The organism is Aeromicrobium sp. 10G20-16 (genome assembly GCF_055809665.1).
In genome coordinates this window covers 1,009,564-1,023,040 of record NZ_CM147919.1, presented here as the reverse complement: position 1 = coordinate 1,023,040, position 13,477 = coordinate 1,009,564, and the positions used below count along the sequence as shown (strand labels likewise).

The 13,477-nt window shown below is 70.3% G+C and carries 13 protein-coding genes and 2 tRNA genes; 12 read left to right on the top strand and 3 right to left on the bottom strand.

Annotated elements, in window-relative coordinates; genetic code table 11:
• Positions 1–22 precede the first annotated feature (22 nt).
• The gene (locus tag AC0L5F_RS05140) at positions 23–424 is read left to right on the top strand and encodes a hypothetical protein (RefSeq protein ID WP_473315557.1); all 402 of its coding nucleotides are present in this window, start codon (positions 23–25) and stop codon (positions 422–424) included.
• Positions 425–544: 120 nt separating this feature from the next.
• Here the strand turns inward: AC0L5F_RS05140 and AC0L5F_RS05135 are convergent.
• Both AC0L5F_RS05135 and AC0L5F_RS05130 read right to left on the bottom strand, forming a co-directional pair.
• Positions 545–620, bottom strand: a tRNA-Gly gene (locus tag AC0L5F_RS05135).
• Between the two features lie 46 nt (positions 621–666).
• Positions 667–1,209, bottom strand: coding sequence for a nucleoside/nucleotide kinase family protein (locus tag AC0L5F_RS05130; protein WP_473315556.1), 543 nt, complete (start codon positions 1,207–1,209; stop codon positions 667–669).
• A gap of 60 nt (positions 1,210–1,269) precedes the next feature.
• On the opposite strand from AC0L5F_RS05130, the gene AC0L5F_RS05125 reads away from it, so the two are divergent.
• The 5 genes from AC0L5F_RS05125 to AC0L5F_RS05105 all read left to right on the top strand — a co-directional run bounded on the left by AC0L5F_RS05125 (position 1,270) and on the right by AC0L5F_RS05105 (position 5,471).
• The gene (locus tag AC0L5F_RS05125; protein ID WP_473315555.1) at positions 1,270–2,016 is read left to right on the top strand and encodes a hypothetical protein; all 747 of its coding nucleotides are present in this window, start codon (positions 1,270–1,272) and stop codon (positions 2,014–2,016) included.
• Positions 2,017–2,037: 21 nt separating this feature from the next.
• Positions 2,038–2,111, top strand: a tRNA-Pro gene (locus AC0L5F_RS05120).
• 164 nt (positions 2,112–2,275) lie between these two features.
• Positions 2,276–3,637 carry a trigger factor gene (tig, locus tag AC0L5F_RS05115; RefSeq protein WP_473315554.1) on the top strand — a complete coding sequence of 454 codons (1,362 nt, stop codon included), beginning with the start codon at positions 2,276–2,278 and terminating at the stop codon, positions 3,635–3,637.
• Positions 3,638–3,735: 98 nt separating this feature from the next.
• Positions 3,736–4,992 carry an esterase/lipase family protein gene (locus AC0L5F_RS05110; protein ID WP_473315553.1) on the top strand — a complete coding sequence of 419 codons (1,257 nt, stop codon included), beginning with the start codon at positions 3,736–3,738 and terminating at the stop codon, positions 4,990–4,992.
• Entirely contained in the window at positions 4,992–5,471 is a 480-nt protein-coding gene (locus tag AC0L5F_RS05105) for an SRPBCC family protein (RefSeq protein WP_473315552.1), read from the top strand. The genes AC0L5F_RS05110 and AC0L5F_RS05105 overlap by 1 nt, the downstream gene beginning before the upstream one ends.
• Here the strand turns inward: AC0L5F_RS05105 and AC0L5F_RS05100 are convergent.
• Complete coding sequence (locus tag AC0L5F_RS05100) at positions 5,452–6,192, bottom strand: GntR family transcriptional regulator (RefSeq protein WP_473315551.1); 741 nt, start codon at positions 6,190–6,192, stop codon at positions 5,452–5,454. The two genes, AC0L5F_RS05105 and AC0L5F_RS05100, sit on opposite strands and share 20 nt — an antisense overlap.
• Positions 6,193–6,328: 136 nt before the next feature.
• On the opposite strand from AC0L5F_RS05100, the gene AC0L5F_RS05095 reads away from it, so the two are divergent.
• Genes AC0L5F_RS05095 through AC0L5F_RS05070 form a run of 6 tightly spaced genes read left to right on the top strand, consistent with a single transcriptional unit; the run spans position 6,329 to position 13,445 of the window.
• A complete protein-coding gene (locus AC0L5F_RS05095; protein WP_473315550.1) occupies positions 6,329–7,225 on the top strand; it encodes a sugar phosphate isomerase/epimerase family protein in 897 nt (298 codons plus the stop codon).
• Positions 7,222–8,190 (top strand): 5-dehydro-2-deoxygluconokinase, encoded by a 969-nt coding sequence (gene iolC, locus AC0L5F_RS05090; protein WP_473315549.1) that lies wholly within the window; start codon positions 7,222–7,224, stop codon positions 8,188–8,190. The genes AC0L5F_RS05095 and iolC overlap by 4 nt, the downstream gene beginning before the upstream one ends.
• The gene (locus AC0L5F_RS05085; protein WP_473315548.1) at positions 8,187–9,128 is read left to right on the top strand and encodes a Cgl0159 family (beta/alpha)8-fold protein; all 942 of its coding nucleotides are present in this window, start codon (positions 8,187–8,189) and stop codon (positions 9,126–9,128) included. The genes iolC and AC0L5F_RS05085 overlap by 4 nt, the downstream gene beginning before the upstream one ends.
• Positions 9,125–9,997: a 5-deoxy-glucuronate isomerase gene (gene iolB, locus AC0L5F_RS05080; RefSeq protein ID WP_473315547.1), complete on the top strand. Its 873-nt coding sequence runs from the start codon at positions 9,125–9,127 to the stop codon at positions 9,995–9,997. Before AC0L5F_RS05085 ends, iolB begins: the two co-directional genes overlap by 4 nt.
• Entirely contained in the window at positions 9,994–11,943 is a 1,950-nt protein-coding gene (gene iolD / locus AC0L5F_RS05075; RefSeq protein WP_473315546.1) for a 3D-(3,5/4)-trihydroxycyclohexane-1,2-dione acylhydrolase (decyclizing), read from the top strand. Before iolB ends, iolD begins: the two co-directional genes overlap by 4 nt.
• A complete protein-coding gene (locus AC0L5F_RS05070; RefSeq protein ID WP_473315545.1) occupies positions 11,940–13,445 on the top strand; it encodes a CoA-acylating methylmalonate-semialdehyde dehydrogenase in 1,506 nt (501 codons plus the stop codon). The genes iolD and AC0L5F_RS05070 overlap by 4 nt, the downstream gene beginning before the upstream one ends.
• Positions 13,446–13,477: the final 32 nt, after the last annotated feature.

Genomic DNA, 13,477 nt, shown 5'->3' with positions numbered 1-13,477 from the left:
TTGGCGAGTTTTGTTGGCTGTCGTGGCAATCGCACCGGCTGGGGCGCTCGGACTGGGCGCGACTGTCGACGGGCAGCCTGTTGAAGGACTATTGATCGCCGCCCCGGTCGCCGTCCTGGTATGGCTGACGCTACTTCGTCCGTGGTGCGGGGTGGATGGCGAGCGGATCATGACGGTCGGTCCACTCCTCACCTACTCGGTTCCGCTCGAAGCTATCGCCATGATGTGGCCTGAGTACGGCGGCATGCGCGTCGAGCTCCTTTCGGGGCGGAAGCTCACGATCTCAGCCCTGAGGAAGTCGATACTGCTCCAGATACTGTCGGTCCAGACCTCCACCGACGAGGCCGTAGTTGCTGTCGTCCAGGCCTGCTGTGACCGAGGAAATCGAGTTCGAACAATCGGGTACCTGAATACCAATGGGTAGGCGTTGGCCCGATGCTCGGGAGACGCCCGGAGACGGTCTTCTCTCGAGGGCTCAGGCGTTCGGTTCGGGTCAGACCGCGGCGAACGACCGAAAGTCCGGGGTCTTCTCTCGCTGAGGTCGTGGAGCGGACGACGAGACTCGAACTCGCAACATTCTGCTTGGAAGGCAGAGACTCTACCAATTGAGTTACGTCCGCGTGTGGCTCGACCTGACGGCCTCACCAGCGGGTCCATGATGCCACATCAGGTCGAGACGATGACGTCCGCGTGGGTGCGGGTCTGCTCGCGGGCGAAGTGACGTCGCTCCTGCTCGGCCCAGGTCTGCCACCACGGGGCGAAGGTGTCGCCGTCGCGCGCGAGGGCACGGTCGCGCCGCACGGAGGCGGGTGCCTCGACCCACACGATCAGGCTCAGGAAGGGTCGGATCACCGCGGCACCGGCGCCGACACCTTCGACCACCACGAGCGGGCGGGGTCGCAGGTGCAGCAGGGGGCCGGGCCGGTCGTGCTCCCAGTCCCACCGCGCGGCCGAGGCGTCCGCGTCGACCGCCAGCGCGCCGAGCATCCGCGCCACGACCGGGGGAGTGGCGTCCAGCCCGTGCCACCCGGGATACAGGTCCTCGAGGTGCAGCACGACGGCGTCGGCATCGCCTTCCCACTCTGCCGCGAGGTCGGTCTTGCCGGACCCGCTCGGCCCGTCGATCGCGATCACCCGGCTGGCGCCGCAGGCCGGCTCGCGGCCTGTGGCCTGCGCCGTCGCGGCCGAGGCGATCGCGGCGTACGACATGCGGCCAGTGTGACAGCACGGATCGTCGGCTCGGCGGCACGCACCGCCTATCCTGACCGTATGCGCAGGCGTGCCAGAGCGGGGACGGCTGCCCTCGCGATGGTCCTGGGCCTGTCGGTGTCGGGGTGCGGCGCGCTGTTCGGAAGCGACGCACCGCCGTCGCCGACGCCGACTCCCGGGTCGGCCTCTCCGAGCCCGACACTTGCCACGCCCGAGCCCACGGTGACCGTTCCGCCGTCGACGGTGCCGGCGGCGCAGCTGCCCACCTCGCCCTACGAGGACCGCCCCCAGGTCGAGATCGCCCGTCAGTGGGCCACGCTCGTCGCCCGCTCGATCAACGACGGCGAACGTGATCTCGGTGCGGCGAGGTCCGTGATGACCGCTCACGGACGGAAGGTGCTGCCGCCCCTGTTCGGCAACGAGCTCGGGCGCTTCTACCCGGGGCCGATCCCGTTCACGCCGACGGCCGTGGCGGTGAAGGGAGATCGTGCCGCGATCGCGATCTGCCTGGTGTCGTCCGGCTTCAGCCGTGCCGCCGGCACCACGACGACGGACGCCCGTCGCGTCGACTCCGCTCGCCTGACGTTCGTGCGGTCGGGAGAGAGCTGGCAGGTCGACGAGCTGCGGGCGCGCGCCGGTTCGTGCTCGGGTGTGAAGGTCGACGACCTCGCCGACCCGACGTTCGTCGCCGGCGGTGCGCCCACGGCCACCCCGGCCCCCTCCGCCCCCGCGCCCTCGGCGTCGAGCACGGCACCGTCCGGCACGCCGACCACGGGGATCAGCCCGCCGGGGTCCCCGCAGGGCTGAGCACTACAGTGGGGCGCGTCACGGGATGTGGCGCAGCTTGGTAGCGCATCCGCTTTGGGAGCGGAGGGTCGCAGGTTCGAATCCTGTCATCCCGACCGATCGCCGCGACCCCGCGCCCGCAGCCAGTTTCGGCTTGATCGCAGCCACGTGAGAGACTGGCGGTCGGCCGTTTTCCGGCACCATGTCCAGCACATGTCGACGCGCCACCCGCTGTCGAGCCGCGGCCCCGATCATCGTCTGATTCCAGGAGTCCAGTCACGTGAAGAGCACGACCGAGAACCTCACCCCCACCCGGGTCAAGCTCACCATCGAGGTGCCGTTCGAGGAGTTCGAGCCGAGCCTTCAGGCCGCCTACAAGACCATCGGTGCGCAGATCACCATTCCCGGCTTTCGCAAGGGCAAGGTGCCGGCCGCGATCGTCGACCAGCGCATCGGCCGCAGCGCCGTGCTCGACGAGGCGATCAACTCCGCACTTCCCGGCTGGTACTCCGAGGCCCTGCAGGAGACCAAGATCCAGCCGCTGAGCCAGCCCGAGATCGACCTGGCCAAGTTCGTCGACGGCGAGCCCATCGAGGTCACCGCCGAGCTCGACGTGCGCCCCGAGATCACGCTCCCCGACCTGTCGAAGATCTCGGTCAAGGTCTCCGACGCCGAGGTGTCCGACGACGACGTCGCCGAGCAGCTCGACGCCCTGCGTGAGCGCTTCGCCACCTTCACCGAGGTCGACCGTCCTGCACAGGACGGCGACTCGGTCACCATCAACCTGTCCGCCGCCACCAAGGACGGCACCCAGATCGACGAGGCGCAGGCCGAGGGCCTTCCCTACGTCATCGGCAAGGCCACCATGCTCGACGGCCTCGACGAAGCCCTGACCGGGCTGGAGAAGGACGGCACCGCCACCTTCGCGACCACGCTGGTCGGCGGCGATCGCAAGGGCGAGGAGGTCGACGTCACCGTCGTCCTGACCGACGTCAAGGAGCAGCACCTGCCCGAGCTCGACGAGGAGTTCGCCCAGATGGCGTCGGAGTTCGACACCGTCGACGAGCTGCGCGCCGACCTCACCGACCGCGTGACCCGCGGCAAGCGCATGGAGCAGGCCGCCGAGGCACGCGACCTCGTCCTCGAGGAGATCGTCGAGAAGGTCGACGCCCCGCTGCCCGAGAACCTCGTCACCGAGGAGATCGCCAGCCGTCGCCAGCAGATCGAGCAGCAGCTCGCCCAGGTCGGCATGACGTTCCAGGCCTACCTCGACGACGAGGAGCAGACCGAGGACGAGTTCGAGGCTGACCTCGAGAAGCGCGTCCGTGACTCGCTGATCGCCCAGTTCGTGCTCGACCAGGTCGTCGCCACCGAGGAGTTCGGCATCGACGACAACGAGCTGAGCCAGCACATCATGCGTCGCGCCCAGCAGTCCGGCGAGGACCCCAACTCCTACATCCAGCACATCATGGAGCACAACCACGTGCCCGAGATGGTCAGCGAGGTGCTGCGCGGCAAGGCACTCGCCTCGCTGGTCGAAGGCGCCACGGTCACCGACGAGTCCGGCACCACCATCGACCTGTCCAAGCTGCAGGCCGACGGCACCATCGCCGAGCCCGACGAGGCTGCCGCCGACGCCTGAGGTGACGGGTCTGCACGCAGGCTGAAAAGTCTGTGAGATCTGCCTCTTTCGGCCCTGTCGCGGTTCCCAACGGCTCTGGATACCGGCAGTATGTCGGCATGCCCACCGAGCCTGCACGCACGACCGACGTCGCTGCCCTCGCGCTCGAGTACGGCGATCGCCTGATCGTCGGGACCGTGCGGGAGATGCACCACGCCATCTCCTCGCGCGCCTTCGGTGCCACCCGACTGGTCGGCAGTCGGGTGCCCGAGTCGTTGCACGATGCCGTGGTCACCTCGATCTACGGCGCCATCTCCGGCGGCCTGCGCATCGGCAGCGGGGCCGTGCGGGCCCTCGGAGCCCGCGGCATCGGCCGCCCGGTCGAGGACAGCGCTCGTGGCCGGCTGATCGTCGCTGCCATCAACGGCCTGATCGGTGACGAGCTGCGCATGCTCGACGATCCCCAGGCCATCACGATGGCCGTGCGGGTCGACGGCGACGACGTCCCCGTCACCGCCTGGCCGCTGTCCGAGGCGTTCCGCGACGCCACCAGCCATCCGGTGATCTTCCTGCACGGTCTGTGCGAGAACGAGGAGTCCTGGGACACCAGCGCCAAGGTGCACGGCACCACGTACGCACAGCGGGTGGCGGCAGAGACCGATGGCACCCCGGTGATGATTCGCTACAACACCGGTCTGCACATCTCCGAGAACGGCAAGCACCTCGACCAGCTGATCCGCCGGCTGGTCGACGCGTGGCCGGTGGGCGTCACCCGCATCACGCTGGTCGGTCACTCCATGGGCGGTCTGGTCGCCCGCGCTGCCACCAACCACGCCACCGCCGCGAGCGAGTCGTGGCACCACCTGGTGCGCGACGTCATCTGCCTCGGCACGCCGCACGCGGGTGCCCGGCTCGAGAAGGCCGCCCACATGGGGTCGCGGCTGCTGAGGTTCTGGCCCGAGTCGCGGCCGTTCAGCACCCTGCTCGACAGCCGCTCGGCCGGGATCGTCGACCTGCGCCACGGCTACATCTCGGCCGAGGAGTGGGAGGGCCAGGACCTCACGGCCCAGTGGGGCCTGGACCGCATCGCCGCGGCACCGCTCGCGCACGCCGAGTACCACTTCGTGGCGGCCACGCTCGGCGCCACCCAGGGCCATCCCTTCAGCACCGTGCTCGGTGATCTGCTGGTCCACTTCAGCTCGGCCACGGGTGTGGGACGCACCGGCCCGATCGTCGACGGCGCGCGCTTCGAGTACCTGCCCAGCGCTCACCACTTCGCCCTGCTCAACCACCCCCAGGTCGGTGACTGGATGGTCGAGTGGATCAATGCCCGCACCCGATCGCCGCGTGCGCTTCCCGCCCCCAGGAGGGCCTGATGGCGAACATGCCAGCACTGTCGGAGTCGATCACGGTGTCGGCCGAGCCGTCTGTGGTGTGGTCCGCCGTCACGGACCTCGGCGCGATGGCCCGACGCAGCCCCGAGCTGGTCGGCATGTGGCCGTTGGGGCGTCCCCGGTCGGGCCGACTCACGGTCAACCTCAACCGCCGTGGATGGTTCTTCTGGCCCACGTTCAGCCGCATCACGGCCTGGACGTCGCCCAGCGGGCAGACCCCGGGACGGTTCGCCTTCAGCGTGTGGCCCACGAACGTCGAGTGGTCCTACGAGGTGGCGCCGGACGGCCCCGGCACGCGACTCACCGAGGCCCGCACGGCCGTCGTCGATCCGTCCCTGGTCGTCCGCAGCACGGCGCGACTCGCGCTGGGTGGCCAGGAGGGCCACGACCAGGAGCTCTGCGACGGCATGAAGGTCACCCTCGCCGCGATCGAGAGCGAGCTCAGCGGTCCACGAGCGTGAGCTCGAACTGGTAGAGGTCGGGCCGGTAGCAGTGCCGGCCGAACTCGACCGCCCGACCGCCGTCGTCGTAGGCCGTGCGCTGCATGGTCAGCAGCGGGGCGTTGCGTCGTTCGCGCAGCAGTGACGCCTCGCGCTCGGTGGCCGCCCGGGCCCCGATGCGTTGCTTGGCCACGCGCATGATGATCCCCGCACGCCGCATGGTGGCGTACAGTCCCACGTCCTCCAGGTCCACGTGGCTCAGGTCGATCGCGTCGACGGGCAGGTAGTTGCACATCAGGGCCAACGGCTGGCTGCCGATCGACCGCAGTCGCTCGACCATCCAGACCTCGGCGCCGACCGGGACCTGCAGCTCGGTGCTCACCTCGTCGTCGGCCGGCTCGCGACCGAGCGACAACAGCTGGGTGCGCGGATCCTGGCCCGCGTTGGCGAGGTCGTCGTGCAGGCTGGTGAGCTCGACGGACCGGCGCACGGTGCCGTGCACCACCTGGGTGCCGACGCCGCGCTTGCGCACCAGCATCCCCTTGTCGACCAGCACCTGGATCGCCTGGCGCATCGTCGGGCGCGACAACCCGAGACCCTTGGCGAGGTCGACCTCGTTCTCGATGCGGTCGCCCGGAGCCAGCTCGCCGGTCAAGATGGCCTGCTCGAACTGCTCGGCCACCTGGAAGTACAACGGCACCGGGCTGGAGCGGTCGAGGGTGATGGCGGGCTGACCTGGCATGGCCACACTCTGGGGCAGATCACCAGAGTTCGTCAATATGTCATGACAAACTCTTGACAAGACAATGTGAGGGCACGCACACTCGTGATCGGCGCCACACCGACGCCGTTCCGTCCGCACGAAGGGCCCACGCTGCATGACCATCGCCACCTCGACCCCCACCCGCCGGGTCGATCGCATCGCCGGAGCACCCATCTCGTGGGGTGTGTGCGAAGTGCCCGGCTGGGGCCACCAGCTCGGTGCCGAGCGGGTGATGGGGGAGATGCGCGAGCTGGGCATCGCGGCCACCGAGTTCGGACCGGACGGCTTCCTGCCTGATGCCCCGGCCGAGAAGGCCGCGTTCCTGCGTGGCTTCGGGCTGCAGGCCGTCGGCGGATTCCTGCCCGTCCTGCTGCACGACCCCGAGCACGATCCGATGCCCGAGGTCGACGCGTTCATCGACGGCTGCCTCGCCTCCGGGGCCGGCGTCGTCGTGCTGGCCGCCTCCACCGGCGTCGACGGCTACGACGGACGCCCGGTCCTCGACGATGTCCAGTGGAAGACGATGCTGGGCAATCTCGACCGGATCAGCGACCATGCACTCGATCGCGGCGTCGTCGCCACGATCCACCCGCACATCGGCACGATGGTCGAGAACGCCGACGACGTGCAGCGCGTCCTGGACGGCTCGCACGTGCGACTGTGCGTCGACACCGGCCACCTCGCGGCTGCCGGTGCCGACCCGGTCGCCATCACGCTGGCCAACCTGCCGCGCGTCGGGCACGTCCACCTCAAGGACGTCGACGGCGCCAAGGCGGCCCGGGTCGTGGCGGGCGAGATCGCCTTCTCCGACGCGGTGCGTGATGGTATGTGGACCGTGCTCGGTGCCGGTTCCGTCGACGTGGCCGCCATGATCGACGCCCTGGAGTCACACGGGTACGACGGCTGGTACGTCCTGGAGCAGGACCTGATGCTCGATGGTGAGCCGGAGGGCGTCGGCCCTCGCGCCGACGTGCAGAAGTGCCTCGACTACGTGAAGGCACGTCTCGCATGACCGATGCCTTCGAGCTGATCACCATGGGGCGCGTGAGCGTCGACGTGTACCCCGAGCAGGTCGGGGTGGGCCTCGACGAGGTCACGTCGTTCGCCAAGTTCCTCGGCGGCAGCTCGACCAACGTCGCCGTCGCCGCCTCACGTCTCGGGCACCGTGCCGCCACGATCACCCGCACCGGTGACGACCCGTTCGGTCGCTTCGTCCACACGGCCCTGCAGGGATACGGCGTCGACGACTCGTGGGTGAGCCCGGTCGAGGGCCTGCAGACGCCGGTGGTGTTCTGCGAGATCTTCCCGCCCGACGACTTCCCGCTGTACTTCTACCGCGGCGAGAAGGCGCCGGACCTGCACATCAGTGCCGACGACCTCGACTACGACGCCATCCGGGCCGCCGAGATCTTCTGGATCACGGTCACCGGACTCTCCCAGGAGCCGAGCCGAGAGGCGCACCTGGCAGCACTCGAGGCGCGCTCGGGCGGGTCGGGCACCACGATCCTCGACCTGGACTACCGTCCGATGTTCTGGGACTCGCCCGAGGCGGCCACCGCCGAGATCGCGAAGGCCCTGCCGCACGTGACCGTCGCGGTCGGCAACCAGGAGGAGTGCCGCGTGGCCATCGGGGAGCCCCTGCAGTCGACCATGGTGCCCGCCGCCGCTGCCGAGGCGCTGCAGGACGCCGGCGTCGACCTCGCCGTCGTCAAGCAGGGACCACTCGGCGTGCTGGGCGTCCGCGGCGACGAGTCGGTCGTCGTGCCGCCGGTGCCGGTCGACGTCGTCAACGGCCTGGGCGCCGGCGACGCGTTCGGTGGCGCCCTCGTGCACGGCCTGCTCACCGGCGCGAGCCTCACCGACACGCTGGCCGGCGCGAACGCCGCCGGTTCCTACGTCGCGGGCCAGCTGTCGTGCTCCGACGCCATGCCGACCGTCGCCCAGCTCGGTGCCTACCTGCAGGAGAACGCCCGATGAGCGCGCCGACCCCCCGTCCGATCAGCTCCGTGACCGCAGCCGACGTGCAGGCGATCGTCGAGACGCGGGCCACCGACCCGGGTCGGATCGCCCGCATGTGGGCAGAGCGTCAGCAGCCGGCGCAGGGGCTCGTCGGGCAGAACGCCGGGGGCCGGCTCATGCTGATCGCGGCCGACCACCCGGCGCGCGGAGCGCTGCGGGCCGGGGAGAACGCCCTGGCCATGGGAGACCGCACCGAGCTGCTCGACCGCATGGTCCGTGCCCTGTCGCGCCCCGGCGTCGACGGCGTGCTCGGCACCGCTGACGTCATCGAGGACCTGCTGCTGCTCGGCGCCCTCGACGGCAAGGTCGTCGTCGGCTCGATGAACCGCGGCGGCCTCGCGGGCACCGTGTTCGAGATGGACGACCGCTACACCGGGCACGACGCCGCGACCATCGAGGCGTTCGGCCTCCAGGGGGGCAAGATGCTCTTCCGCATCGACCCGAACGACCCCGCCACCGTGCGCACCATGGAGGCCACGGCCCACGCCGTCGGCGACCTCGCGTCACGTGGACTCATGGCCATGGTCGAGCCGTTCATCTCGGGCCGCGACACCACCTCCGACGGCACCGTCGGCAAGGTCCGCAACGACCTGTCGACCGAGGCCGTCATCCGGTCGGCCACCGTCGCGGCGGGCCTCGCACCCACCAGCGCCTACACCTGGCTCAAGCTGCCGGTCGTCGACGACATGGACGCCGTCCTGGCCGCCACCACGCTGCCGGTGCTGCTGCTCGGCGGCGAGGTGTCGGCCGACCAGGGCGCACAGTTCGCCGCGTGGGCCAAGGCGCTGACCAACCCGGTCGTCCGCGGCATGATCGTCGGCCGCAGCCTGTTGTTCCCGGCCACCGGCACCGTCGAGGACGCCGTCGACGCCACGGTGGAGATGATGGCGCGGTGAGTCTCGTGATCAGGTCCGACGCCGCCGCCGAGGGTGTCCGCACCCTGGAGGTGACGCCCGCGTCGGCCGGCTGGACGCACAGCGGGCTGGTCGTGCTGACGCTCGCGGCGGGGGAGTCCGACACCCTCGCCCTCGGCGACGCCGAGGCCATGGTGCTGTCGCTGTCCGGATCGGCCGTGGTTCGGGTGGATGGTGAGCAGTTCCCTCTGCAGGGGCGCCCGCACGTCTTCGCCGGCCCCAGCGACGTCGTCTACGCACCCCGCGGAGCCGAGCTGACCGTCCTGAGCGCCGACGGTGGACGATTCGCCGTCTGCACCGCGGTGTGCGCGAACCGTCTCGAACCCGCGTACCTGCCCGCCGGTGACGTGCCGGTCGAGATGCGCGGAGCCGGCCAGTCCAGCCGCCAGGTCAACAACTTCGGCATCCCCGGCGTGCTGGAGGCCGATCGCATGATCGCCTGCGAGGTCCTCACCCCGGGCGGCAACTGGTCGTCGTACCCGCCGCACAAGCACGACGAGGAGCGTCCCGGCGAGGAGACCCGCCTCGAGGAGATCTACTACTTCGAGGTCGCCGACGGCCCCACCGGTCCGGGCTTCGGCTTCCAACGTGTCTACGGCCACGACACCGCCGAGATCGACGTGGCCGCCGAGGTGCGCACGGGCGACGCCGTGCTCATCCCGCACGGCTGGCACGGCCCTTCGATCGCCGCGCCCGGCTACGACCTGTACTACCTGAACGTCATGGCCGGTCCCGGCAGCGAGCGCGCCTGGCTGATCTGCGACGACCCGCAGCACGCCTGGATCCGCGACACCTGGGCCGACCAGCCCATCGACCCCCGGCTTCCGTTCGGCAAGGGAGACATCGCATGACCACGACGACCCGGCTGACCGTCGCCCAGGCGACCGTCCGCTTCCTGGAGAACCAGCACACCGAGCGCGACGGCGTCGAGACGCCGTTCTTCGCCGGCTGCTGGGGCATCTTCGGCCACGGGAACGTCGCCGGCGTCGGCCAGGCACTGCTGGAGCGCGAGAGCTCCGGCGACAGCGGACACCTGCGCTACTTCCACGGGCGCAACGAGCAGGCCATGGTGCACGCCGCCGTCGCATACGCCCGCCAGCGCGACCGGCTCGCCGCCATGGCGGTGACCGCCTCGGTCGGCCCCGGCGCCACCAACATGGTCACCGGTGCGGCACTCGCCACGATCAACAGGCTCCCGGTGCTGCTGCTGCCCGGCGACACCTTCGCCACCCGCGTGGCCAACCCGGTGCTGCAGGAGCTCGAGAACGTCCAGCAGGGCGACCTCTCGGTCAACGACGTCTTCCGCCCGGTGTCGGTGCACTTCGATCGCATCGACCGGCCCGAGCAGCTCGCGTCGGCGCTGTTGCACGCCACACGGATCCTCACCGATCCGGCCGAGACCGGCGCCGTCACGCTCGCACTGCCGCAGGACGTGCAGGCCGAGGCCCACGACTTCCCGGACGAGCTGTTCGCCAAGCGCGTCTGGCACGTCGCCCGTCCCGTGCCCGAGCCCGCTGCCCTCGACCGCGCGGTCGCCGCGATCCGATCGGCCCGACGTCCACTGGTCGTCGCCGGCGGTGGCGTCACGTACTCGCGTGCCAACGATGCGCTGCGAGAGCTCGTGGAGGCCACCGGCATCCCCGTGGCCGAGTCGCAGGCCGGCAAGGGCTCGCTGGCGTACGACCACCCGCAGTCCGTCGGCGCGATCGGTGCCACCGGCACCACCGCGGCCAACGCCCTGGCGGCAGAGGCGGACGTCGTCATCGGCGTCGGCACCCGCTACAGCGACTTCACCACGGCATCACGCACCGTGTTCCAGCATCCGGGCGTGCAGTTCGTGAATCTGAACGTCTCGGCCTTCGACACCCACAAGCACTCGGCGGTCGGCCTGGTGGCCGACGCGCGCGAAGGTCTCACGGCCCTGACGGCCGCGCTGACCGGCTGGACCGCCGATCCCGCGCACACCGCTCGCGCCACGGCGCTCGCGGGGGAGTGGGATGCGATCGTCGAGCGTGCGTACACCGGCGAGGGCGCCCCGGAGGTGGCCGACGGTCTTGCGATCCAGAGCCAGGTGATCGGCGCCGTCAACGAGCTGTCGGATCCGCGCGACGTCGTGCTGTGCGCCGCCGGCTCGATGCCGGGCGACCTGCACAAGCTGTGGCGGACGCGCGATCGCAAGGGCTACCACGTCGAGTACGGCTTCTCCTGCATGGGCTACGAGATCGCCGGCGGCCTCGGCGTCAAGATGGCTGCACTGGACGAGACGGAGCTGTCGGGGGCAGGCGACCGCGACGTGTTCGTCATGGTCGGCGACGGCTCGTACCTGATGATGAACACCGAGCTCGTCACTGCGGTGGCCGAGGGCATCAAGGTGATCGTCGTGCTGGTGCAGAACCACGGCTACGCCTCGATCGGCGCGCTGTCCCAGTCCCTCGGCTCGCAGCGGTTCGGCACCGCGTACCGCTACCGCACCGCCTCGGGGCTCGACGGGGACAAGCTGCCCGTCGATCTCGCGGCCAACGCCGCCAGCCTCGGCGCCGACGTCCTGGCCGTGGCCGGCATCGAGGACTTCCGCGCGGCGGTCCTGAAGGCCAAGGAGTCCACCCGCACCACCGTCATCCACGTCGAGACCGATCCCCTGGTGCCGGCGCCCGACAGCCCCGCCTGGTGGGACGTGCCGGTGTCAGAGGTGTCCGTCCTGGAGTCCACCCGCCAGGCCCGCCGCGAGTACGAGGACCACAAGACCAGCCAGCGCCCCTTGATGACGCCGGCACCCGAGCAGAAGGACCACCGATGACCCAGAACCGCATCTACGACCACTGGATCGGTGGCACCAGCGTCACCGGCGAGAGCGACCGCCTCGGCGACGTCTACGACCCCGCCGTCGGAGCCCCGGCGTCGCAGGTCCGGCTCGCGACCGCAGGCGACGTCGACGCCGCCGTCTCCGCCGCCGCCACCGCGTTCGAGACCTGGGGCGAGTCCTCGGTCACGGCCCGCTCGCGCATCATGTTCGCCTTCCGCGAGCTGCTGGTGCAGCACGAGGACGAGCTGGCGGCCATCATCAGCTCCGAGCACGGCAAGACCCTCGACGACGCCAAGGGCGAGGTCGTCCGCGGCCGCGAGGTCGTGGAGTTCGCCTGCGGCATCCCGCAGCTGCTCAAGGGCGAGTTCAACGACCAGGTCTCCGGCGGCGTCGACTCGCACACGTTCCGGCAGCCGCTGGGCGTGGTCGCCGGCATCACGCCGTTCAACTTCCCGATCATGGTGCCGCTGTGGATGCACCCGATCGCCATCGCGACCGGCAACACCTTCATCCTGAAGCCGTCCGAGCGGGTCCCCGGCGCGTCCGACCTGGTGGCCCGCCTCTACGCCGAGGCCGGTCTGCCGGACGGCGTGTTCAACGTCGTGCACGGCGACAAGGTGGCCGTCGACGCGATCCTGGAGCACCCCGGCATCGCCGGCGTCTCGTTCGTCGGCTCGACGCCCATCGCCAGGTACGTGCACGAGGGCGCCTCGCGCACCGGCAAGCGCGTGCAGGCCCTCGGCGGCGCCAAGAACCACGCGGTGGTCATGCCTGACGCCGACCTCGACTTCGCGGCCGACCACATCGTGGCCGCCGGCTACGGATCGGCCGGACAGCGCTGCATGGCGATCTCGGCCGTCGTCGCGGTCGGTCCCGCGGCCGACACGCTGGTCGACAAGATCCGCGAGCGCTCGGTCGACCTCAAGGTGTCGGTCGGCACCGACCCCGACGCCGAGATGGGCCCGGTCGTCACGCAGGCGTCGCGCGACCGCATCGTCGACTACATCGGACAGGGCGAGGACGCCGGAGCCAAGGTCGTGGTCGACGGACGCGACCTGGTGGTCGACGGTCACGAGGACGGCTTCTTCGTCGGCCCCTCGTTGCTCGACCACGTCACCACCGACATGTCGGTCTACACCGACGAGATCTTCGGACCCGTGCTCGCCGTGGTGCGGGTTCCGACGCTGGACGCTGCCCTGGAGCTGATCAACTCCAATCCGTACGGCAACGGCACAGCAGTGTTCACCTCCTCGGGTGAGGTGGCACGTACCTTCCAGCGGAAGGTCCACGTGGGCATGATCGGCATCAACGTGCCGGTTCCCGTCCCCATGGCCTTCCACTCGTTCGGCGGCTGGAAGGACTCGCTCTTCGGGGACCATCACATCCATGGCCCCGAGGGCGTGCGGTTCTACACCCAGCAGAAGGTGGTCACCACCCGGTGGCCGCACGTGGACGAGGACTCCCTCGCCCAGCTGAACTTCCCGACGTCGAGCTGACGCCGGGCCCACCCGAAGAAGCACCACCAGAA